Origin of the sequence: Bradyrhizobium sp. F1.4.3 (assembly GCF_040548375.1) — a bacterium.
Lineage (GTDB): Bacteria > Pseudomonadota > Alphaproteobacteria > Rhizobiales > Xanthobacteraceae > Bradyrhizobium.
The window spans coordinates 436,011-459,000 of record NZ_JBEPRN010000001.1 but is presented as its reverse complement, the minus strand read 5'-3'; the positions used below and the strand labels follow the sequence as shown (position 1 = coordinate 459,000).

The 22,990-nt window shown below is 64.8% G+C and carries 21 protein-coding genes; 16 read left to right on the top strand and 5 right to left on the bottom strand.

Going from position 1 to position 22,990, the window contains the following annotated elements; genetic code table 11:
• Positions 1-44: 44 nt before the first annotated feature.
• Entirely contained in the window at positions 45-2,234 is a 2,190-nt protein-coding gene (locus ABIB73_RS02335) for a lytic transglycosylase domain-containing protein (RefSeq protein WP_354221032.1), read from the bottom strand.
• A 321-nt stretch (positions 2,235-2,555) separates the two neighbouring features.
• Between ABIB73_RS02335 and ABIB73_RS02330 the strand changes: the two genes are divergently transcribed.
• The 10 genes from ABIB73_RS02330 (at position 2,556) to ABIB73_RS02285 (ending at position 9,129) form a co-directional block, all read left to right on the top strand.
• Positions 2,556-4,292, top strand: coding sequence for an adenylate/guanylate cyclase domain-containing protein (locus ABIB73_RS02330; RefSeq protein WP_354221030.1), 1,737 nt, complete (start codon positions 2,556-2,558; stop codon positions 4,290-4,292).
• 104 nt (positions 4,293-4,396) lie between these two features.
• The gene (locus ABIB73_RS02325) at positions 4,397-4,573 is read left to right on the top strand and encodes a hypothetical protein (protein WP_354221028.1); all 177 of its coding nucleotides are present in this window, start codon (positions 4,397-4,399) and stop codon (positions 4,571-4,573) included.
• A 221-nt stretch (positions 4,574-4,794) separates the two neighbouring features.
• Entirely contained in the window at positions 4,795-5,007 is a 213-nt protein-coding gene (locus tag ABIB73_RS02320; protein ID WP_354221026.1) for a hypothetical protein, read from the top strand.
• 105 nt (positions 5,008-5,112) lie between these two features.
• Positions 5,113-5,961, top strand: coding sequence for a fumarylacetoacetate hydrolase family protein (locus ABIB73_RS02315; RefSeq protein ID WP_354221024.1), 849 nt, complete (start codon positions 5,113-5,115; stop codon positions 5,959-5,961).
• Entirely contained in the window at positions 5,961-6,521 is a 561-nt protein-coding gene (locus ABIB73_RS02310) for a cytochrome b (RefSeq protein ID WP_354221022.1), read from the top strand. Before ABIB73_RS02315 ends, ABIB73_RS02310 begins: the two co-directional genes overlap by 1 nt.
• Before the next feature lie 103 nt (positions 6,522-6,624).
• Positions 6,625-6,882, top strand: a complete 258-nt coding sequence (locus ABIB73_RS02305; RefSeq protein WP_354221020.1) for a hypothetical protein — start codon at positions 6,625-6,627, stop codon at positions 6,880-6,882.
• A gap of 418 nt (positions 6,883-7,300) precedes the next feature.
• Entirely contained in the window at positions 7,301-7,882 is a 582-nt protein-coding gene (locus ABIB73_RS02300) for a hypothetical protein (RefSeq protein WP_354221018.1), read from the top strand.
• Complete coding sequence (locus tag ABIB73_RS02295) at positions 7,879-8,175, top strand: hypothetical protein (protein ID WP_354221016.1); 297 nt, start codon at positions 7,879-7,881, stop codon at positions 8,173-8,175. The genes ABIB73_RS02300 and ABIB73_RS02295 overlap by 4 nt, the downstream gene beginning before the upstream one ends.
• On the top strand, positions 8,172-8,354 hold the full coding sequence (locus ABIB73_RS02290) for a CbtB domain-containing protein (protein ID WP_354221014.1): 183 nt from the start codon (positions 8,172-8,174) through the stop codon (positions 8,352-8,354). Before ABIB73_RS02295 ends, ABIB73_RS02290 begins: the two co-directional genes overlap by 4 nt.
• 10 nt (positions 8,355-8,364) lie before the next feature.
• Positions 8,365-9,129 carry a CbtA family protein gene (locus ABIB73_RS02285; RefSeq protein ID WP_354221012.1) on the top strand — a complete coding sequence of 255 codons (765 nt, stop codon included), beginning with the start codon at positions 8,365-8,367 and terminating at the stop codon, positions 9,127-9,129.
• Positions 9,130-9,299: 170 nt separating this feature from the next.
• Here the strand turns inward: ABIB73_RS02285 and ABIB73_RS02280 are convergent, their stop codons facing one another.
• Both ABIB73_RS02280 and ABIB73_RS02275 read right to left on the bottom strand, forming a co-directional pair.
• Positions 9,300-10,361, bottom strand: coding sequence for a nickel/cobalt efflux transporter (locus ABIB73_RS02280; RefSeq protein ID WP_354221010.1), 1,062 nt, complete (start codon positions 10,359-10,361; stop codon positions 9,300-9,302).
• Between the two features lie 8 nt (positions 10,362-10,369).
• Positions 10,370-10,648, bottom strand: coding sequence for a metal/formaldehyde-sensitive transcriptional repressor (locus ABIB73_RS02275; RefSeq protein ID WP_063706516.1), 279 nt, complete (start codon positions 10,646-10,648; stop codon positions 10,370-10,372).
• A gap of 1,298 nt (positions 10,649-11,946) precedes the next feature.
• On the opposite strand from ABIB73_RS02275, the gene ilvD reads away from it, so the two are divergent.
• Together ilvD and ABIB73_RS02265 are read left to right on the top strand one after the other, a co-directional pair.
• Entirely contained in the window at positions 11,947-13,671 is a 1,725-nt protein-coding gene (gene ilvD / locus ABIB73_RS02270; protein ID WP_354221008.1) for a dihydroxy-acid dehydratase, read from the top strand.
• Positions 13,658-14,491 carry a tetratricopeptide repeat protein gene (locus ABIB73_RS02265; protein WP_354221006.1) on the top strand — a complete coding sequence of 278 codons (834 nt, stop codon included), beginning with the start codon at positions 13,658-13,660 and terminating at the stop codon, positions 14,489-14,491. The genes ilvD and ABIB73_RS02265 overlap by 14 nt, the downstream gene beginning before the upstream one ends.
• A gap of 16 nt (positions 14,492-14,507) precedes the next feature.
• Here the strand turns inward: ABIB73_RS02265 and xth are convergent, their stop codons facing one another.
• On the bottom strand, positions 14,508-15,305 hold the full coding sequence (xth, locus tag ABIB73_RS02260; protein ID WP_354221004.1) for an exodeoxyribonuclease III: 798 nt from the start codon (positions 15,303-15,305) through the stop codon (positions 14,508-14,510).
• Positions 15,306-15,438: 133 nt separating this feature from the next.
• On the opposite strand from xth, the gene ABIB73_RS02255 reads away from it, so the two are divergent.
• On the top strand, positions 15,439-17,766 hold the full coding sequence (locus ABIB73_RS02255; protein ID WP_354221002.1) for an ATP-binding protein: 2,328 nt from the start codon (positions 15,439-15,441) through the stop codon (positions 17,764-17,766).
• Between the two features lie 4 nt (positions 17,767-17,770).
• On the opposite strand, the gene erpA is transcribed toward ABIB73_RS02255, so the two are convergent.
• On the bottom strand, positions 17,771-18,100 hold the full coding sequence (gene erpA / locus ABIB73_RS02250) for an iron-sulfur cluster insertion protein ErpA (protein ID WP_354221000.1): 330 nt from the start codon (positions 18,098-18,100) through the stop codon (positions 17,771-17,773).
• 123 nt (positions 18,101-18,223) lie between these two features.
• Between erpA and ABIB73_RS02245 the strand changes: the two genes are divergently transcribed.
• The 3 genes from ABIB73_RS02245 (at position 18,224) to ABIB73_RS02235 (ending at position 22,949) form a co-directional block, all read left to right on the top strand.
• Positions 18,224-19,432: a deoxyguanosinetriphosphate triphosphohydrolase gene (locus ABIB73_RS02245; protein ID WP_354220998.1), complete on the top strand. Its 1,209-nt coding sequence runs from the start codon at positions 18,224-18,226 to the stop codon at positions 19,430-19,432.
• 9 nt (positions 19,433-19,441) lie between these two features.
• Entirely contained in the window at positions 19,442-21,232 is a 1,791-nt protein-coding gene (gene argS, locus ABIB73_RS02240; protein ID WP_354220996.1) for an arginine--tRNA ligase, read from the top strand.
• Positions 21,233-21,371: 139 nt separating this feature from the next.
• On the top strand, positions 21,372-22,949 hold the full coding sequence (locus ABIB73_RS02235; protein WP_354220994.1) for an SPOR domain-containing protein: 1,578 nt from the start codon (positions 21,372-21,374) through the stop codon (positions 22,947-22,949).
• Positions 22,950-22,990: the final 41 nt, after the last annotated feature.

Below are 22,990 nucleotides of genomic sequence, written 5' to 3'. Positions count from 1 at the left end.
ACTGCATCCAGCTTCGCGCCGCGTCCAGCCCCGGCGTTGCGAGGCTAGGGCGCGGGGGCTGCGGCCGATGCCGTCGGTGCCGCGCTCACTTCGTGCGTCGTGACGCGCTGCTCGGACTTCGCCGTGGCCAAACCACTACCCTCAAACCGTTCGCGATAGACCAGCACGTTCTCCATCACGCGCTGGACGTAGTTGCGCGTCTCCGACAGCGGAATGCGTTCGACCCAGTCGACCGGATCGATCTTGGGGTCGCGGGGGTCGCCATGCGCCTGCACCCATTCGCGCACCCGGCCGCGGCCGGCATTGTAGCCGGCGAAGGTCATGATCTGGTTGCCGCGATATTCCGACAAGAGCGCGCTGAGCTCGGCCGCGCCCATCTGCGTGTTGTAGACGGGATCGGAGACCATCCTGTCCCAGTCATAGGTCACGCCGAAGCGCTTCGCCGTATCGCGGCCAGCTTCCGGCGTCACCTGCATCAGCCCGACCGCATTCGCGGCCGATTTGTCGCGCTGGTCGAACGAGCTTTCGGTGCGCGCGACCGAGTAGATCACGCTGGTCTCGATCGCGGGTGCAACCTGCTTGTGCTCGGGAATGCCGATGGTCGGGAAGGCGTAATGATCGAGCGCCAGCCCGTGCGCCAGCGCCGACTTGCCGATCTCGAGCATGACGCGCGCATCGTTGCGTTGGCCGGCGAGTTCGCCGAGGGCCTCGAGGGCAGCGACATCGGTGCTCTCCTTGGCAAAATCCTCGGCGTAATAATACACCACGTCGCGCTCGCCGATCCCGTAGAGCATGTTGGCGGCACGCACCCGCTCGTCTGCGGCCGGCGTGTCGGCCGAGGCCAGCACGGGCGAGGGTGCGCGCAGCTCGATCCGGTCGAGGCCGAGTCTTGCGCGGGCAAGCTGGCCGTAATAGGCGGTCGGATAGCGCGCTGCGGCCTGATAGCTCATCCGTGCGTCGGCCGTCGCACCCATCGCCTCGGCGGCGCGGCCGCGCCAATAATGTGCCCGCGACAGCGCGATCGGATTGGCCGAGCCCTCGTCGATCGCGGCGAAATGCATCATCGCGGCTTTGGGATCGTCGAGATAGCGCAACGCGATCCAGCCGCACATGAAGTGGTAGTCGACGCGGTAGACCTCCATCGCCGGCACGGCTGCGGTGCGGACCACGTCATAGGCGGTCTTGGACTTGCCCTGGTCCAGCAGTTTTCGCGCCAGCAGGCGCCGCTCGCGCCACCAAGCATCGGTGTCCTGGGCTGCCATGGTGTCGGGCGCGGCGGCCAAAATCAACTCGGCCGCATCGTCGATGCGGTCCTTCTGGAGATGCCACTGGGCGCGGCACAGCACGTAGCCGAGATCGCGACGCGCTTCAGTCGAGACATCGTCGAGATAATCCTTGGCCTTGTTGGCCTTGCCGTTGACTGCGGCGCAGGCTTTGACGATTGCGAGCGCATCCTCGCCGAGACGCTTGGCCGCGCGCCTCGCGCCGGCGTAGTCCTTGGCGCCCAGGCGCTTGTCCATGCGGGCGCGATGATCGTCGGCCGTCAGGAGATCGTGGAACGCCTCGTAAGAATCTTCTTCGCTGCGCTCGGACAATTCGTCCGTGCGCCAGGCCTCGCGGACGAGGCGCGCGGCTCGGTCGCTGTCGCCCTCGGCGAGCAGCACGCGGGCGAGCGCAAAACTGCCCTTGGCGCTGGTCGGCCGGTCCATGGTGAATCTGTGCACGGTGGCGGCATCGCTCTTTTCCTGCCACAGCCGCGCCTCGGCGCGCCGGCGTAGAAGCGCGCTGCTCGGCCAATCCGGGTTGGCGGCAAGGAAGGCGGCGTAGCGCTTGAAATTCGCGGTGCTCTCGGAATGGCGCAGCATGAACCAATCGGCGAGCTTTTGCCCGGCGGGATCGGCGATCCTGTCGCGCGCCGCGCTCGCGTCATCGGTCTTGCCCTTGCGCGCAAGATCAATGGCGTCCTTCAGTGCGGCGAGATCGCCGGTGAGCGGCGGCGGTGCCGGCTTGTCCGCGGGCTCCTCGTCCTGCTTCTTCGACTTGCGCCTGGCCTCGGCATGTTTGCCGTGCTTGCCGGCCGCGGCATGGCGGTGCTTGCCAGCCTTGTTGCCGGCTTTGGCCTCATGCGTCTTCTTCGGCGCTGATGACTTGCTCTTGGCTGCCAGCTCCGTCGGAAGGAGCGCCAAGGCGGCCATGGCAACGATACACGCGAGCGAGCGTAGGCACTGGTTCATTGCGTGGTCCCCCTGCGAAACCAGTACAAACCAAAGTCCGCGACGACATGCGGCTAGAGAATCAAAACGACATCAAAACAATGACACAGCGTCGTTTCGCATTCCTCACGCTCCCGCAACAATGCGGCAAAATACGGATGGAAGGCGGGAACTTGTGCAACGGGGGATAGAGTGTGGCTTTTAATCTTTGTTAACGAATAAGGCTCGTGCGACGGTTGCCGGCAGCTCAGAGCGCCGTGACCGGCGAGATTGCGTGTTCCCGGGCCAAAATCCGGTGTATTGAGGTTCCAGACCCGTCCTTTCAGCCATTGCCTCGAACCTATGCCGATTTTCAACCAGTCGATCCGGCGCAAGATCGTCGGCATCGCCCTCGGACTGATCATCCTGATGGTCGTCACCGCGATCCTGTCGATGGTGATGTCGAGCCAGGTCGGTACCCTCCTTGACGAGCTCACCAACCGCTACATCCCGGCCTACGGAGATCTGGCGCGGGCCAATATCCGCTCGCTGGAGCGGGCGGTGGCGCTGCGGCGCTTGGTCATGATGAAGATGCAGTCGCCAACGGATGAGGAAGCCTATGCGGCGCGCCTTCGCGAATTCGAGGACGCGGACCGGAAGATCGAGCAGGAGGCCGAGAGCGCGCGCAAGAACATCAACGCGATCATCGACGATCCCCGGACGCCTTCCGACAATGCCGCGCTCGCGCGGATCGAGACCCGGATCGAGACCGCCGTCACTGAGCTGCGCCGCGACCAGAACGAGGACCACGCAAAGCTCCTCAAGCAGATCGACGCCCAGCAGATGGCGGAGGCCCGCAGTACGCTCGAGCACATCGACGCGTTGCGCGACCAGTTCAACCAGAAGATCGACGCGATCCGCGGCGACATGCTGAAGCAGGTTTTCGCCAGCACCTCGCAGGTGACCCGCCACCAGCGTCAGGCAATCATCATTTCGGGCATCGTGACGTTGCTCGCAGCGGTTGTCGGATTTGCCTTTGCGCTGCTGGTCTCCAGCGGCATCACGCGCCCGGTGCGGCTCTTGCTCGCCGGAACCCGCGAGGTCGAGGCGGGCCGCTTCGACAAGGCCATTGCCGTCTCGACCCAGGACGAGATCGGCGAGCTCGCCGCCGCCTTCAACCGCATGATCGAGCAGCTGCGCCACAACGAGCGCATCCGCGAGACCTTTGGCCGCTACATCGATCCCAAGGTGGTGCAGGGGCTGATCGACCGGCCGGAGGTCGCCATCGACGGCCAGCGCCGGGTGATGACGATCATGTTCTGCGACATGAGCGGCTTCACCTCGATGAGCGAGGGCATGACCCCGCGCGGCCTCGTCAAGGTGATGAACCACTATTTCACGGTGATGTCCGCTCCGATCCGGAACAATCGCGGCGTCATCGACAAATATATCGGCGACGCCATCATGTCCTATTGGGGCCCGCCCTTCATTGAGGAAGACGAGCAGGCGGTGCTCGCAGGCTGTGCCGCGATCGACATGGCCGAGCAGGTGCCCGCGCTCCAGAAGCAGTTGCCGGATCTGCTCGGCATTCGCGCCATGCCCGCGCTCTGCGACCTGCGCATCGGCATCGCCACCGGCGAGGTCCTGACCGGCAGCATCGGCTCCGAGCTGATGATGAGCTTCACCGTGATGGGCGACGCTGTGAACCTCGCCTCGCGGTTGGAAGCCGTCAACAAAACCTACGGCACCCGTATCCTGATCTCGCAGGCAACGGCGGATGCGATCGGCTCACGCCTCGAGCTGCGCGAGATCGATCGCCTCGCGGTGGTCGGCCAGAGCGCACCGCAGCCCGTCTTTGAGGTGATGGGGAAGACAGGTGCGCTCGCCGCGCCGCAGGAGAGCCTGCGGCAGCACTACGCCGAGGGTCTTGCCGCCTATCGCGCGCGCCGCTTCGACGATGCACGCACAGCGTTCAACGCCGCGCTGGAGAGCGTCCCCGGCGATGGCCCCGCGCGCGCCATGCTCGCCCGCATCGCGCAGTTCGAGGCCAGTCCACCGCCCGCCGATTGGGACGGTGCCTGGCGGATGGACAGCAAATAACCGGCCTCGGGGAAAAATTGATTCTACTCCATAACGATGTTGGCCGTGACCTATTTCCCGGGCTTAGGTTGAGTGTCCTTGAGGCGTTTGATGGGGACACGCCGATGACAGAACTTGAGGACAGGCTGGAGCGGTTCGAGACGCTGACCGCCGAATGCGAGCTGATTGCCAAGCTCGCCACTGACAGCAAGAAGCGCGAGTTTTATCTGAAACTTTCGGAGCAATACCGCCAACTGGCGGTGGATATGCGGCAGGCGATTGCGACCAAAGCCGCAGCCTGACGCCGCTTAAGGGTTTCGGTCAGATCGAGCCACGATGCCGTGCATCCGGTGTCTTTGTGGGTTTACGCGCGGTCGCAAGCCGTTCTTAACGTTTGGCACGCATCCTCGAAGCGGATGTGAGGGATTTACATTGTGATTCCTTACACTGGGAATGCCGGGGCCCGTTGTCATGCAATGGTCCTCACGGACGTTGCTTTGTCAGTGGTTCACTGTGCGGTCCCATGCGTCTCCTTGCGGTCATCATGTTTGCGCTCATGACAGCGGCCTGCAATCAGGAGCAGGACGTCACCGGCTCGACTCCGATCTGCCAGATGCGGAACTACAGCTCCTACAATCCCCGCGATATGAGCCAGTGCGTCAACGCCTGCAAGTCGTGCGACCACGGCAATACGCTGACCTGCACCACGTCCTGCACGCTCCACGGCGCGCGCTGAGCGGCGCTGCCCGGCTTGCAAGTATCGCAACCGCGCCATCTCCGTGCCGCCATCGTTCCGGATGGATCGACCTGCTAGGCTGGTTCCAGCGTCAGGGGACATCGGATGAAATTCGCAAGCTTTGAGATCGACAACGGCACCTCATGGGGCTTGGTGGAAGGCGACACTGTGGCCGACCTCGGCCCTGTTCTGAAGGATCGCTATCCCGACCTCAAATCCGCGATTGCCGCCGGCGCGCTGGCCGAAGCGGCTGCGTCCGCGGCCAAGGCGAAGCGCCATCCGCTGTCGAAGATCGCCTTCCTGCCGGTGATCCCCAACCCGGACAAGATTCTCTGCATCGGGCTGAACTACGAGAACCATCGCAAGGAGACCGGGCGCTCGGAGGTCGAGAACCCCACCGTGTTCGGCCGTTTCGCCAACAGCCAGACCGGGCATCTCACCAACATCATCCGCCCGCGGGTCTCGACCCAGCTCGACTTCGAGGGCGAGCTCGCGGTCGTGATCGGCAAGGCCGGTCGCTACATCCCGCGCGATGAGGCGTGGGGGCATATCGCCGGCTATGCCTGCTACAACGAGGGCAGTGTGCGCGACTATCAGCGCCACACCCACCAGTTCACGCCGGGCAAGAACTTTCCCGCAACCGGCGGCTTCGGCCCGTATCTGGTGACAGCGGACGAGGTCGGCGATGTCGCGCCGCTGCGGTTGCAGACCCGGCTCAATGGCGAGGTGGTGCAGGACACGACCATCGACCAGATGATCTTCGATATCCCGCGCCAGATCGAATATTGCTCCCAGTTCACGCGGCTCGAGCCCGGCGACGTCATCGCCACCGGCACGCCCGGCGGCGTCGGCTCCCGGCGCACCCCGCCGCTCTGGATGAAGGCCGGCGACGTCGTCGAGGTCGAGATCGACAAGGTCGGTCTGCTGCGCAACGGGATCGCCGACGAAGCCTGATGCTCGCGGATGAGACGACGGCCTATGCGCCGCTGCTGCGCCGGATTCACTGGGCGACGGCGGTGCTCTTCATCGCGGCGATGCTGCTCGGGTTCTATTGCGGCCTTCAGCCACCGGGCACGTCGCCGCGCCGCGAACTGCTGGAAGTGCACAAGTCGCTCGGCATGACGCTGCTGTTCCTGTCGATCCTGCGGCTGATGGTGCGTTTGGCGACGAGGGTGCCGCCGGAGCCGTCATCCTTCGGTGCGCCGGTGCGCATCGCGGCACGACTTAATCACGCGGCGCTCTATGTCATCCTGTTCGCGATGCCGCTCACCGGCTACGCGTTCTCCTCGGCCGGTGGCTACTCGCTGAAGTACTTTTGGACGTTCAGCTGGCCGCGGCTGCTTGCCGATAGTCCGGCGATTGCGGATGCGGGCGAGGTGACGCACGACGCACTGGCCTGGCTCGTCTACGCCGCGGTGGCCTTGCACATCGCGGCGACCCTTTGGCACGCCGTAGTGATGCGCGATGGAACGCTGGCGCGGATGTGGCCGAGATCGGGGAACGGCAGAGGCTGAAACACCGGCCCTTGGGCGCGAAGGGGCTGGCGGTGCCGGGGCACCGGAACGATTGCATCAGATGATCATTGGAAGAGGCAGGCAGGACGCGGAGTCCTATGGAATGGGTATGCTCGATCCCGGTCGTTTTCTGGTGTCGTGCTCGCATTGCGAGGCCTGGCCGATGGCCGCCAACGTCAAGCGCGCGAGCTGGTCCGCCTCTCCGCACGAGGTCCGCTTCGTGTGCCCGCGCTGCGGTCGCGAGGAGACCGCGATCGTCTCCGCTTCCGGCGAATTGACGCCGATCCGGCGCGTCGACGTCCCGCCGCGCGACGTCACCACGGCCTGGGCCCTGGCCCAGCGCCCACGAGGCCGGACGTAGGCGGCGACCGGCGAATTTGCGTTCGGGAGCTTCGTTTGTTCCGCACGGAACCCGATCGCCCGTCCAGCGTTTTTGCGACATCGTCTCCATCGAGGGCCGGGCGAATGATGAGCGAACACATTTCGACACCCACACACGGATCAATATGAAGCTTGCACCTGATCGGATTTGCCGCAGTCGGCCCGGCGGTGAGAACCACGGCTTCCACAAGTCCGTCGCCGAATACATCATCCGTTGCGCGCTCACGGGCAGGACCGGCATCAGCCAGCTTGTCGGTACCGGCGAGCGGGCGGTAATCCGGACGCGCGCGGAGAGGGAGCCCGCCTAGTGCCAATTGCGTCCTCTGGTCGCGTGCGAGCCGCATCGCGGCGGTTCATCTCCCGGCAAATGTGCTAGGATGGCCAGCGGGAGATCATCTATGGCCACCGACACGTTTCCGTCTCACGCCGACCGTTTCCGCCTTCACCCGGTCGCGCCGCGCCATGCGGCGATGTTCTGCTTTGCGCTGCTGACGGTATCTTGCGCGCTCGCAAGCTTCGCGCTCGCCTGCGCAACACCGTTCGCGGCATTCGCGGTTGTCGCGGCAGCCACGCTGCCGCTGCGCCCGGCGCTGCTTGTCGTCACTGGCGCCTGGCTCGTGAACCAGACCATCGGCTTCGGCGCGCTGCACTATCCCATCGATGCCAGCACGATCGCCTGGGGTTTTGTCATCGGCGCCGCTGCGCTGGTTGCGACTGCGGCATCGTCCGCCGTGCTCCGCGTGCTGCCGCAGGGCCGCACGCCGCTGGTGCTGGCGCTCACCTTCGTCGTTGCCTACGGCGCCTATGAGCTCGCGCTGCTCGCCGCGACGCCGGCCCTGGGTGGAGAGAGCGCCTTTACCTCGGCCATCGTGACGCGGCTCGGGTTGAACAGTGCGCTCTGGCTCGCCGGGCTCGTCGCGGCCTGTGAGATCGTCCGCCTGACCGATCCGTTTGGTCGCGGGCGTGCGATGTCGGCTTGAACGACAAAGTCAATTGGCGCGACGACATCGCGTCCGTGGTCTTTCCGGTCCATGGGCACGGCGCGATATGCGCTGTGCATCGCGGCGCATTCCGGACCTTGATCGGCGCGGAGGCCTCGCCGGAGGATTGCCTCGGCTATTTCCTGCGTTACGAGACGGCGTTCCGGTCAGCGGCCGGCGCCAAGATCGCCCGCAAAGGCATTTTGGTGGGGACGAACCTGCATCTTACCAGTCGCGATATTGGCCGGAGTTTGCTAGAAGGCGAGCAAATCGCTAGTGGAGAACAGTCATGAGCCAATCCCAGGTTACGCATTTGCCGGTCGCGACCGGGCAGGTGGGACGGCTGTCCCAGGCCCTGATGGCCATGGTGCTCGGCCTCTTCGTCGTGGGGATGGTCGGCTTCTCGCACATCGATGTCGTTCATAACGCCGCGCACGACGTGCGCCACTCGAACGCCTTTCCCTGCCATTAACCGGGGTGGCATGAGCACGTTTCGTTCGATCGTCTTTTCGTCGGTCATTGCCGGTTTCATCGTTGGTTTGCTCGTCACGGTCGCCCAGCAGTTCGGCACCGTCCCCCTGATCCTGAAAGCCGAGGTCTTCGAGAAGGCGGCGGGGACCCATCAGCACGACACCGCGGCGGCGCCGCAGGCGGCTGCGGCCGGTCACGACCACGCAAGTCATGATCACGCCGGCCACGATCATGGCGCCGAGGCGTGGGAGCCGCGAGACGGATTCGAGCGCAACGCCTATACGGCCGCTGCAAACGTGCTGACCGGGATCGGATTCGCACTGCTCCTGGCTGGCTTCTTCGCCGTCCGCAGCGACGCGACCGGCGCGGGCGTCTCCTGGCACGAAGGCCTGATGTGGGGGTTGGCGGGTTTTGCCGTGTTCACCGTCGCCCCTGGCCTTGGCCTGCCACCGGAGCTCCCCGGCGTACCCGCAGCGCCGCTGCTGTCCCGTCAGATCTGGTGGGTGGCCGCCGTATTTGCGACGGCCGCGGGCCTGGCGTTGATCGTCTTTCGCCGCTCCGTGCCGGCGGCCATTGCCGGCGTGATCCTGCTGATCTTGCCCCACATGATCGGCGCGCCCGAGCTGGAGCATGTCGAGACCAACGTGCCGTCCTCGCTATCGCATCAGTTCGTGACGGCCGTGACGGTGACCAGTCTGGTATTTTGGAGCCTGCTGGGTGGTTTGACCAGCGCGGCGTTCGCGCGTTTTGATCGTGGTGCAGACCTGCGAGCTTAAGCCCGCTTCGGCTTCAAGGCGCGCCACCGCTGCAACGCGACCGTCGTCCAGACCGCCTCGACAAGCCCGAACGGCCTGGAGAAAGCCGTAAGCCGCGCTGAGCGCGTCGGCCGCCGCGAAGGCCAGCGCTGGAGGCGATAGTGGCCGCGCTGGTTCACGCCTGCGTGGTACTATGAAATGACTTGGTGCAGACCGATCCATCCCGTGTAAAGGCCGACCCAGACGATCAACATCGCTGAAACATACGGTGCGCGATGAGCGAGGCGGCTGAAGCCGCTCCAATGGCGCTCGACGTGCCGCAGGCTGAGCGCAGCCAGGACGCCCGCCGACACCATCGTGATCGCGAGCCCGATGCCGAAGCACAGCACCAACACGAAGCCGAGGCTGAACTGCTTCAGTTGGATGCACAGAAGCAGTACGGTAATCGCGGCCGGGCAAGGGATCAGTCCGCCCGTCAAGCCAAACAGAATGATCTGCGCGGTCGTGACGGTACGGCCGGAAAAGCGCTTGCGGATATCTGCTGCATGAGCGCGCGCATGTGCGTCATCTTCCTCGCCGAGGTCCATGTGCGCGTGGTCATGCTCCTCGAAGATCAGCTCGGCCGCGTCCTTTCCCGTTGTGAGGCGGGCCTTGAACGCGTGCGGCTCGGGGATTTCCTCAATGCTCTCGATATGGCCATCGCGTTCTGCAAAACGGAAAGACTGCTCAGTGCCATCCGGGCGGATCGTGGTCACGCTGATGTCAAACGGATCGAGAGCTGCGCCGCGCTGATCTCGAATGCGCCAGCGCGGCGGTGCGCCGTCCTCGAAGATCTCGACCGACAACAGCCGGCCGCCCAGCTCGACCGGCCGTGCTTCGTCGTGGTGATGGTGATCGTGTTCCGCGTTCTGGTCTCGCCAGGTCCTCCAGACCATCCACGCCGCGATGCTGATGATGATGACGGCCGACGCCAGTTGCAGGTAGGCCTCGCTGCGCTCTCCAGACCACTCGCGACCGAAATAAAGTCCTGCCAGCGCGATAGCCCAGACGATGGCGGTGTGCGAGATCGTAGCCGACAAGCCGAGCAAAACAGCCTGGACTACGGTGCCTCGTATCGCGACGATGAACGCCGCCATCATCGTCTTGGAATGACCGGGCTCGAGACCATGCAGCGCACCGAGAAGGATGGCGCTGGGTACGAACAACCATGCGTGTGCGCTGCTCTGTTGAAGCAGTTGAGACAGATCGGTCATCTGATGATTCACTTCAAATAGGTTCGGACAACGTCGATGAGGTCCGCGGCGCCCTTGGCCTTCTCCGGATCTTTTTCGTGGGCGGGATCCACGACGTGATGGCGGATGTGATCTTCCAGGAGTTCGGTGGTGAGACCGCTGATTGCGCCTTTGACCGAGGCCACCAGCATCAGGACGTCGGCGCAGCCGATTTCCGACTCGAGCGCACGCTCGACGGCTTCAAGTTGTCCCTTGATGCGCCGGACGCGGCCGATGAGCTTCGACTTGTGCTTGATCGTGTGCGACATCGAGGTAAGATAGGGGGGTACCCTATATTTGTCAATCCTCACGGGGCCCGCGCGCTGAAGGGCAGAATCCCAGCGATTTCTGAAAAAGATAAATATCGCTTGCTCCGTCGGGCAAAACACCTTTACGACTTGGCCCATCCCGGCTCACCAAGAGGGGCGATCGTACGTCGTCACGTTTCGCGAGCCGGGGTGCGGTGGACGCGGCAGCGTTGGCACGAGAGGTGCGGGCAGGGCGGGTAGTCCCTGTGAGTCCGTGGCCGCGTGCGGATGAGCGGCGCTGAAAGTTCGTCTCGCCAACATTCTTGCGGCGCGTGTGCACACTGCCGGAAGCCCCTGTGGCGAATAGATGGGCGCGCGTACGGCAAAACCGTGTGGTCCTGACCGTCGTCGCTACGGTCAAGCTTTCCGCGGAGGTGCAAGCCGGCCCAACCGGGCGGACGGCATCGTCAATTCGCGGGGCGAGGGAGGCCAGAAGGAATTCGGCTCCCGGGAGAGCACGGCATAAGCCGTCAACCCACTGCGCAGGGAAGGCCGTGTGTTGCGCTTCACCTGTATGCCGCTGTGCAGTTCTTCTGCGTGTGCTTTCGCACAGCGGACCGTGGGTGCCAGCCGGCACCCGGCCTTCCCTGCGCCCTCTTGATTGAGAGGGTGAGAGATCAAGCAAAGCTCGGGCGAAACGTGCCGCGAGGATGCGAAGGCGTGTCTGGATTCCACTTTCGTGCCCCGGACGCAGCGCAGCGCTCCTTCAGCGGTGCGCTGCAGAGCCGGGGCCCATCTCGCTATGATGTCCGTGTTGCCATCTGGGTCCCGGCTCTGCGTCGCAACGCCATAAGCGCGTTTACGCGCGTCTTCGACGCGCTATGGGGCGTTGCAGCGCGTCCGGGACACGGGAGAGCGTTGACGATGCTGGCTCGCAGCTCAGGATGACGGGCGGCCAGTGTGGTCCGCGACTCAGTGCAGGCACACCCACTGATCGAGACCGTACCGGGCGCACCAAGCGCGCTACGAAATCTGAAGTTGTGGATGGTTTTCCTCGCGAGGGTATCACGGTAGTCTTATCCGTGTCCTCCGAGCCACGATTGTGTTGTCTTTGCAACATTCCCGGGCGATTTAACCCTCATCGCAGTCCGTTCGCATCGACGCCGCTTTTTGGCCACACCTGAACATGAATAAAATCGCTCTTATGTTTTAGGGGCTGCGGTGCGCCCATGGCAGGCAACGGGAAATCCCAAGGTCGATTCAAATCTTGGGTCTGATTTTCCGGGTCTGACAAGGGTTAGCCAAGGAAACTGGTCGCGATGGACGCGAAGACCAACATCAAGCAGAGGCTGCCGAGCCGTCACGTGACGGAAGGCCCCACGCGCGCGCCCCATCGGTCCTACTTCTACGCCATGGGTCTGACCACCGAGCAGATCCACCAGCCCTTCGTCGGTGTCGCCTCGTGCTGGAACGAGGCTGCGCCCTGCAACATCTCTTTGATGCGCCAGGCGCAGGCGGTGAAGAAGGGCGTGGCGTCCGCTGGCGGCACGCCGCGCGAATTCTGCACCATCACCGTCACCGACGGCATCGCCATGGGCCATGACGGCATGCGCTCCTCGCTGCCGTCGCGCGAATGCATTGCCGACTCCGTCGAACTGACCGTCCGCGGGCACGCTTATGATGCGCTGGTGGGCCTGGCCGGCTGCGACAAGTCGCTGCCGGGCATGATGATGGCGATGGTCCGCCTCAACGTGCCGTCGATCTTCATCTACGGCGGCTCGATCCTGCCCGGCAATTTCCGCGGCCAGCAGGTCACCGTGCAGGACATGTTCGAGGCGGTCGGCAAGCACTCGGTCGGCGCCATGTCGGACGAGGACCTCGACGAGATCGAGCGCGTGGCGTGCCCCTCGGCGGGCGCCTGCGGCGCCCAGTTCACCGCCAACACCATGGCGACCGTCTCCGAGGCGATTGGCCTCGCGCTGCCGTACTCGGCCGGTGCCCCTGCGCCGTATGAAATCCGCGACGCCTTCTGCACGACCGCCGGCGAGAAGGTGATGGACCTGATCGCGTCCAACATCCGGCCGCGCGACATCGTCACCCGCAAGGCGCTGGAGAATGCCGCCGCCGTGGTCGCCGCCTCTGGCGGCTCGACCAATGCTGCACTGCACCTGCCGGCGATCGCGCATGAATGCGGCATCAAGTTCGACCTGTTCGACGTCGCCGAAATCTTCAAAAAGACACCATATGTCGCGGATTTGAAGCCGGGCGGCCGTTATGTCGCCAAAGACATGTTTGAAGTTGGCGGCATACCGCTTCTGATGAAGACGCTGCTCGACAACGGATTTCTCCACGGCGACTGCATGACGGTCACCGGTCGAACGATCGCCGAAAACCTCAAGAGCGTGAAATGGAATCCGCACCAGGACGTGGTGCACCCGGCAGACAAGCCCATCACCGTCACCGGCGGTGTGGTTGGTCTGAAGGGCAATTTGGCGCCAGAAGGTGCGATCGTGAAAGTCGCGGGAATGTCCAACCTCAGGTTCACCGGCCCGGCCCGGTGCTTCGACCGTGAGGAGGATGCTTTCGAGGCGGTCCAGAAGCGCACCTACAAGGAAGGCGAAGTCATCGTGATCCGCTACGAGGGGCCCAAGGGCGGTCCCGGCATGCGGGAAATGCTCCAGACCACCGCGGCGCTGACCGGCCAGGGCATGGGCGGCAAGATCGCGCTCATCACCGACGGCCGCTTCTCCGGCGCTACCCGCGGCTTCTGCATCGGCCATGTCGGGCCGGAAGCCGCCATCGGCGGCCCGATCGGACTGCTCGAGGACGGCGATATCATCGAAATCGACGCGGTCGCCGGAACCCTTAACGTAAAATTGAGCGACCAGGAGCTTGCCCAGCGCAAGACCAAATGGAGCGCTCGCGCGACTAACCACACGACGGGCGCGCTCTGGAAATATGCTCAGCAGGTTGGACCAGCGGTCGGTGGGGCAGTCACCCATCCGGGCGGTGCGCACGAGAAACAGTGTTATGCGGACATCTAGGCGTGCAATTGTTGCGTTTGTGTTGGGGGCCAGTGCGCTGGCCGCGCCGGCGCTCGCCTTTGACGGCGCGCCGGTCAACCAGAAGGATGCAACCATCCCGGTGGTGACCACCTTGCCGGGCGCCGCGGGCGCGGTGCGCAAATCCGCGCCGCCGGCTGCTGCCGTGACGCCCCAGGAAGCCTCGCTCAGCGCCCTGCAATATGCGGCCGAGGGTGGCCATCCGATCGCGCAGTGGAAGCTCGGCCGCATGTACGCCAATGGCGACGGCGTGGCCCAGGACGATGTGCGTGCCTTCGAATATTTCAGCCGGATCGCCAACGCGCATGCCGAGGACAGCCCGTCGGCGCCGCAGGCCCAGGTCGTGGCCAATGCCTTCGTCGCGCTCGGCCGCTACTATCTGAGCGGCATCCCGAACTCGAAGATCAAGCCGGACCCGGACCGGGCGCGGGAGATGTTCTCCTATGCCGCGTCCTATTTCGGCAACGCGGATGCCCAGTACGATCTCGCCCGGCTCTACCTGAAGACGCCGGACGCCTCGCGCGAGGATTTCCGCTATGGCGCGCGCTGGCTCGGGCTTGCGGCCCAGAAGGGCCAGCATGAGGCGCAGGCGCTGCTGGGACAGATGCTGTTCAATGGCGATCGCCTGCCGCGGCAGGCCGCGCGCGGCCTGATGTGGCTGACCCTGGCGCGTGACAGCGCCGGCGCCGACGAGATCTGGATCAAGGAAAACTACAACCGCGCCTTCGCCAAGGCCTCCGACGACGACCGCGCCATGTGCCTGCAAATGCTGGAACAGTGGGTGCAGGGTCGCCGGGAGTGATCCTGCAGAGGCGGCGTCACGCCGCCTCCAGATCCAGATCCGCCCACACCGGCACGTGGTCTGACGGCTTCTCCCAGGCGCGCACATAGCTGTCGATGCCGACATTGGCGAGCCGGTCGCTGGCCTGCGGCGAGAGCAGCAGATGGTCGATCCGCAGGCCCTGGTTCTTCTGCCAGGCTCCGGCCTGGTAGTCCCAGAAGGTGTAGAGCCCGGGCTCGTCCGTCACGGCCCGCAGGGCGTCGGTCAGGCCGAGGCCGAGCAGGGACTGGAAGCTCTCCCGCGTCTCGGGCTTGAACAGGGCGTCCTCGATCCAGGCGGCCGGATTGTGGACGTCGCGGGCGGCTGGAATGACGTTGAAGTCGCCTGCGAGGATCAGCGGCTCCTCGGTCTTAAGCCGCTCTTTCGAATACTCAAGAAGCCGGGACATCCATTTGAGCTTATAGGGATATTTGTCGGTCCCGACCGGGTTGCCATTGGGCAAATAAAGGCAGGCGATGCGCAGCACCCCGCGCTTCAGCGTCACCACGCCCTCGAGGAAGCGGGCATGCGCATCCTCGTCGTCTCCGGCGAGCCCCGACTTGGTCTCATCGAACGGCAACCTGGAGAGCAGGGCGACGCCGTTGAACGTCTTCTGGCCATGCGTGACCACGTTGTAGCCGAGCGCCTCGATCTCCAGCCGCGGGAAAGCCTCGTCGACGCATTTGATCTCCTGGAGGCAGACGATGTCCGGCTGGCACTCCCGGAGCCAGGTCAGGAGGAGGTCGATCCGCTGCCGGACCGAGTTCACGTTCCAGGTGGCTACTCTGATCGGCATTTGCGGGCTCCAGACGAGGGGCCATCGTTAGAACAAACTGCAAACGTGCCCGTCAAGGACGCCGCAAAATCTCCCACAAAATTAACCCGGCTTAAGCAGGCAGCAGGTCATTGATGCGGAAAAGGTTCCACGGATGGGATGGCCGGACAAATCCATAAACCGAACTGAGCCGCGCGACGGTCTGATTGGCGCGTTCCTGTACTGGCTCGGCGGCTTCGAGATCGAGGACGGCCTGACCGCCGATCTCAACGAGCGCGAGCTGCGCCGCATCCGCGGCAAGCAGATCGACGCGGTGACGCAGCTGATCCCGGTCACGATGGCCGTGACCATGCTCAACGTCGCGATCGTGCTGATCCTGTTCTGGGGCAGGGGCTGGGACGGCTTCCTCGCGGTCTGGGGTCTGACGCTCGCGACCACCGCCTCGCTCGCCGTGCGCGCCTGGCGGCGAGCGCATCAGAACCCGCCGCAGGAAGCCTCGGTCCGAGTCACGCGGCAGATAACGCGGCAGGCATTTTTCCTCGCGGCGATCTGGGGCACGTTGCCGCTGGCGCTGTTCAGCCGGATCGAGCCGACCAGCCAGCTGATCCTGGCCTGCCTGATGGTCGGCATGATGTCGGGCGGCGCCTTCACGCTCTCGACCTTCCCGCGCGCCGGCCTCGTCTATCTCGCGACCATGACGATCGCCTGCGCCGGCGCGATGCTGTTGTGTGGCAGCGGTCCGTATCTCGTGACCGCGGTGTTCCTGCTGCTGTTCGCGTTCTTCATGGCGCGCAACATCGTCTCCCAGGGCAATTTGTTCCTCGGCAATCTCAAGGCCCAGCTTGAGCTCGAACGGCAGACCGAGATCATCTCGCTGCTGCTGAAGGACTTTCAGGAGAACGCCAGCGACTGGCTGTGGCAGACTGATGCCGAAGGACGTCTCACCGACGTACCCGAACGCTTCGTCGACGTCGCGCAATTGCCGCTTCCGCTCCTGAAGGGATCGCACTTCGCCGACGTGCTCGACATGCTCTGTCCCGAGGACAAGGCGGCCGCCTACAACGTCGTCGGCCTGATGGAACATGCCGAACCGCTGCACGAGATGAACCTCAAGGTCGTTGCCGGCGGCGAGGCGCGGCTGTGGTCGCTGACGGCGAAGCCGGCCTACGACCGCGATGGCCAGTTCCTCGGCTATCGCGGCTTCGGCCGCGACGTGACCGAGCGCTGGCGCGCGGAAAAGGCCGAGGCCGAGAGTCGCGTCAAATCGGACTTCCTGGCGGTGATGAGCCACGAGATCCGCACGCCCATGAACGGCGTGCTCGGGCTCGCGAGCATGCTGCTTGAGACCAACCTCGATCCGGAGCAGCACGAGGCGGTCACCACGATCCACGAGTCCGGTGACAACCTCCAGCGCATCCTCAACGACATTCTCGATCTCTCCAAGCTCGAGGCCGGCCGCTTCGCATTCGAGGCGATCGACTTCGCGCCGCAGGCGCTGGTCGAGACGGTTGCGACCGTCGTGCGCGCCGGCGCCAAGAGCAAGGGCCTCGCGGTGAAAGTCGAGCTCGATCCAAACCTGCCGCCGACGCTGCGCGGCGACGCCGCGCGCATCCGGCAGGTGCTGCTCAATCTCGCCTCCAACGCGGTGAAGTTCACCGACGAAGGCGAAGTGACGATATCGGCCATCTGTCAGGCGCGCCGCGACCTGCTGGCGACCGTCGAATGGACCGTGACCGACAGCGGCATCGGCATTGAGCCTGAAAAAGTCGGCCAGCTCTTCAGCGATTTCGCCCAGGCCGACGCCTCGATCAGCCGCCGTTTCGGCGGCACCGGGCTTGGGCTCGCGATCTCACGCCGCATCATCGAGCAGATGGGTGGCACCATCGGCGTCACTTCGACGCCGGGCGAGGGCTCGACCTTCCGCTTCACGCTGGTGCTGCCCTGGAGCCAGGCGCAGGCATCAGACCAGAATGCAGACCGCGACGAAGCCGACGATCTCAAGGCCCGCATCGCCGGCCTCGATCGGCCGCTGAAGGTGCTGGTCGCAGAGGACGATGCCGTCAACCGCATGGTCGTGAGCAAGATGCTCGGCGCCTTCGATGTCGAGTTGCGCGTCGTGACCGACGGCGTCGAGGCCGTCGAGGCGGTTGCCGAGAGCGACTACGACGCGGTGCTGATGGACGTACGCATGCCCGACATGGACGGCCTCGCCGCGACCCGGGCGATCCGCGCACAGGGCGGCCGCTTCGAAGCCTTGCCGATCATTGCGCTGACTGCCAACGCCTTCCCCGAGGACGTCAGGATCTGCCGCGAGGCAGGCATGTCGGATTTTCTGGCCAAGCCGCTGCGCAAGCCGGCGCTGGTCGCGGCATTGCTGCGCGCGCTGAACCATGAGGTGTGCGACGAGGCGCCTCTCCAGCCGGAGCTGATGCCGGTCGAGGCGGACTGGACGGACGAGGAAAGGCAGATGACCGGCGCGTAGCCCGTCAGATCGAGAAGCTGGTGCCGCAGCCGCAGGATGCCGTCGCGTTCGGATTGTTAACGCGGAACGAGGCGCCGATCAGATCGTCGACAAAGTCGACCTGCGACCCCGCCAGGAACGGCTGCGAGGCGGAATCGACCAGTACCACCGCATTGTCCTGCTCGATCACGAGATCGTCGTTCGTGCGGTCGCGGTCGATATCGAACTTATATTGGAAGCCGGAGCAGCCGCCGCCCTCAACCGAGATCCGCAGCATCGCACCCGAACCCTCGCCCTTGAGGATTTCCCCGATCCGGCGTGCGGCACGGTCACTGATGGTCACGGCAGTCGTCATCGTTCGTCTCCGATAGTCCCGCGGTCATACCAAATTCACTTGCCCAATTCATTTGGTATCGCGCGTCCGGCATAGTTAAGTGCCACCATACGCAGAATCAAATGGATAGGGACTAAATTCGCCGTGTCCGTCGGAATGGCTGCCCCCCGCGCGCTCTATGCCTGCGACCCCGATCACAGCCGCGGCCGGCTGGTCGTCGAGCCCCCGAGCCGGACCCGCAGCCCGTTCCGGCGGGATTGCGACCGGGTGATCCATTCCACCGCGTTCCGCCGCTTGAAGTACAAGACCCAGGTCTTCGTGTTCCACGAGGGCGACCATTACCGCACCCGGCTGACCCATTCGCTGGAGGTGGCGCAGATCGCCCGCGCGCTGGCCCGGCAGCTTGGGCTCGACGAGGACCTCACGGAAACGCTGGCGCTTGCCCATGATCTCGGTCATCCCCCCTTCGGGCACGCCGGCGAGCGGGCTCTGGACGTCTGCCTGAAGGATTTTGGCGGTTTCGACCACAATGCCCAGACGCTCCGCGTCGTCGCTGCGCTCGAGCATCGCTATCCGGAATTCGACGGGCTCAATCTGACCTGGGAGTCGCTCGAGGGCATCGTCAAGCATAATGGCCCGCTGACCGATCGCAGCGGTGCGCCGGTTGGGCGTTATCGCGAGCACGGCATTCCCGTCGGCATCGCCGACTACATCAAGACCTATGATCTCGAGCTCTGGAGCTTCGCCTCGCTGGAAGCGCAGGTCGCAGCGCTCGCCGACGACATCGCCTACGACGCCCATGACATCGACGACGGCCTGCGCGCCGGCCTGTTCCATCTCGACGATCTCAAGGTCATGCCGCTCACGGCGGAGATCATCGCCGAGACTTCGGCGCATTATCCTGATCTCGAAGACGTCAGGCGCGGCGCCGAGCTGGTGCGCGAGCTGATCTCGCATTTGATCGGGGCGGTCTTTGCGGAGGCGCAGATGAACCTTGCCGCGGTCAGGCCGCAATCGGCCCAGGACGTGCGCCAGCAGGGCCGGGCGTTGGTCTCGTTCCCCGCCGAGGTCGCCGAGGAGGAGGCTGCCATCAAGCGCTTTCTCTACCAGCACATGTACCGCCACAAGCGGGTGGTGCGGGTGATGGCGGAGGCGGAGCAGATACTGTTCGATCTGTTTGCGAAATACCTGAAATCGCCGGGCGAGCTGCCGCCGGAATGGCTGGTGGGGGCGGAGGGCGACGACGACGGCGACCGGGCCCGGCGGATCGGCAATTTCATTGCCGGAATGACCGACCGTTTCGCCCTGACCGAGCACCAGCGGCTCTTTGACTCGACCCCGGATTTGCGTTAGGCGGCGGCCATGCCCGACACATCCTCATCACTGCATCTGTTCGCCGACGTGCTCGCGCGCGTGCACGCCGTCTGCCGCGCGCTGGCGACGGAAGCCGGCTGGCCCGAGGGCATCGATTTCTCGCGCGTGGTGGTCGAGCCGCCGCGCGATCCTTCCCATGGCGACATGGCGACCAACGCCGCCATGGTGCTCTCGAAAGAGGCAAAGGCGAAACCGCGCGACTTGGCTGAGCAGATCGCCGAGCGGCTCCGTGCCGACGCGCTGATCGCCAAGGTCGATGTCGCCGGTCCGGGCTTCATCAACCTGACGCTGAAGCCCGCCGCCTGGGCGGAAGCGCTGCGGACGGTGCTGCGCGACGGCGCCGATTACGGCCGCGTCCGCGGCGGCTCAAAGGTCAATGTCGAATACGTCTCCGCCAATCCGACCGGGCCGATGCATGTCGGCCACTGCCGCGGCGCCGTGTTCGGCGACGCCTTGGCGAGCCTGCTCCAGTTCGGCGGCCACGACGTGACGCGCGAGTACTACATTAACGACGCGGGCGCCCAGGTCGACGTGCTCGCGCGCTCCGCCTTCCTCAGGTATCGCGAGGCGCTCGGCGAGAACATCGGCGCAATCCCCGAAGGATTTTATCCCGGCGACTATCTCAAGCCGGTCGGCGCTGCGCTGGCGAAGGAACATGGCGACAAGCTCCTCGCGATAAGCGAGGCCGAGTGGCTGCCGACAGTTCGCGCCAAGGCGATCGCGATGATGATGGACGAGATCAGGGACGATCTTGCCGCCCTCAACATCCGTCACGACGTATTCTTCTCGGAGCGCTCGCTGATCGAGAGCGGCAACAACAAGGTTGCCGAGACCATCGATTTCCTGCGCGCCAAGGGCGACATCTACGAGGGCCGCCTGCCGCCGCCGAAAGGCGCGCCGGTCGAGGATTGGGAAGACCGCGAGCAGCTGCTGTTCAAGGCAACCGCGTATGGCGACGATGTCGATCGTCCGCTGATCAAGTCGGATGATTCCTACACCTATTTCGCGTCCGATATCGCCTACCACAAGAACAAGTTCGACCGCGGCTTCGCCGAGATGATCGACGTCTGGGGCGCCGACCATGGCGGCTACATCAAGCGCATGCAGGCGGCGGTGAAGGCGACGACCTCCGCCAAGGGAGCGCTCGACGTCAAGATCGTCCAGCTCGTCAAGCTCCTGCGCAATGGCGAGCCGGTGAAAATGTCCAAGCGGAGCGGGGACTTCGTCACCTTGCGTGAGGTGGTGGATGAAGTCGGCCAGGACGCCGTCCGCTTCATGATGCTCTACCGCAAGAACGATGCGGTGCTCGATTTCGACCTTGCCAAGGTCATGGAACAATCGCGCGACAACCCGGTGTTCTACGTGCAGTACGGCCACGCGCGCGGCCACTCGATCTTCCGCAACGCGCGGGCCGAGGTGTTCCCGGAACTGCCGGAGGATGCCGGCGCGCGCATCGCATGGCTCAGTGAGTCGGCGGTGGAACGGCTATCGGACCCGGTCGAGCTCGATCTTCTTAAGCGGCTCGCAATTTTTCCGCGCATGCTGGAAGCCGCCGCCAGCGCCCACGAGCCGCACCGAATTGCCTTCTATCTCTATGATTTAGCCAGCGAATTTCATGCACTTTGGACGAAGGGGCGCGATTTGCCCTATTTACGCTTCATTATCAATAATGATGCAGATCTAACGAAGGCGCGGCTGGCCATGGTCCAGGGCGTCGTCTCGGTTCTGGCATCGGGCCTCGCCATCCTCGGCGTCCATGCCCCGGACGAGATGCGGTAGTTTGGGGCGAACTACTTAAGGGGATTTTTGGGGGTACCGGCAGAAGCCGGATCGCTTAGACTTGGTTGAAAGCCTTGTGGGTCGAAAGCCGCGCCTTGGTCGAGGGCGCGCGGCTTTCCCGAAGGGACACATCATCACGATGGCCGATCGATATCAGGACAGACCGTTTCCTTCCGATGACTATGGTCGCGGTGGCGATCAGCATGGGGGGGCGGAGAGCGATCCCTTGGCCGAACTCGCCCGCCTGATCGGACAGACTGATCCCTTCGCGGCGCAGGATCGTCCGACTGCACGGCCGCCAGCAGCGCCTGCGCCCACGCAGAGCTACCAAGACGACGATTATCCGCAGGACGACTATCAGCAGGACTATGCCGAGCCGGCGCCACCGCCGGAGCCTGGGCCGCCGTCATGGATGCGGCGCGCCAATGTGCAGGCACAGCCTGCATCCGCTCCCGAGCCTGACTATCCCGTGTCCGTGAACCCGGTTCATCCATTGCATCGCTATTCAGCCCAGCCAGCCGTGCGCGAGCCTGATTTTCATCAGCCGCAGGCCTATCAGGATCACGCTCAAGGTCAAACTTATCGGGACCAGGCGTATCAGGATCAAGCCTACCACCAGGAGCAGGCCTACCACGAGCAGCACGAGCAGCCCGATCCGGCGCGCTACGATGATGCGCTCTACGGCCGGCTCGAGGCGGGTGAGCAGGATTTTCAGCGCGAGCCGGCCTATCCGGACGATCCCTACGCGTTCCAGAGCGACTATCCCGAGGCCGATCTCGACGAGCCCAGGAAATCGCGCGGCGGCATGATGACGGTTGCGGCGATCCTGGCGCTCGCTGTGGTCGGAACCGGCGCGGCCTTCGCCTACAAGACTTATATCGGCTCGCCCCGCAGCGGCGAGCCGCCGGTCATCAAGGCCGACAACACGCCGACCAAGATCGTGCCGGCGCCGACGGATTCCTCTGTCAAGGTGCCTGACCGCATGGCGAGCGGTGACGGCTCCGAGAAGATCGTGCCGCGCGAGGAGGCGCCCGTCGACGTCAACGCCAAGGCGGCCGGTCCCCGCGTGGTGTTCCCGCCGTTGAACCCGAACGCGAACCCGCCGCCGGTCGCGAGCGTGTCGCCGTCCACCGTTCTTCCACCGCCGAGTGCCGGTCCGATCCCGAGCAACGGAACGATGCCGAACAACACGCCGCGCGCGATCAGGACTGTAGCCGTCAGGGGCGATCAGACCGACAGCGCCGCGCCGCAAGCTGCTGCGCCGTCAACGGCTGCCAAGCCGGCTGCGCCGCCGAAGCCGGTCGCAGCGCCTGCAGCGCCGCATACCCCGCCGACCTCGGCCAATGCCAGCGCCAACCAGCCGCTCTCGCTCTCGCCGCAGGCGGCTCCATCCGAGCCGCCGCAGCGCATGGCTGCGACCAATCCGACGCAAATTGCGCCCACGAGCAGTAGTGCCGGTGGCGGCTTTGTGGTGCAGGTCTCGTCGCAACAGAGCGAGGAGAGCGCGCATGCCTCGTATCGGGTGCTTCAGAGCAAATACGGCAGCGTGCTCGGCTCCCGTTCCCCGGTCATCAAGCGGGTCGATCTCACCGACAAGGGCAAGGGAATCGTCTTCCGCGCCTTCGCCGGACCATACGGCTCGGCGGACGAGGCGGTGCAGGCCTGCAACAATCTGAAGTCCGCTGGCCTGCCGTCCTGCTTCGTCCAGAGGAATTAGCGGCGGTTTCCTTGACCCCCTCACGGGGCAGGGTTAATCGG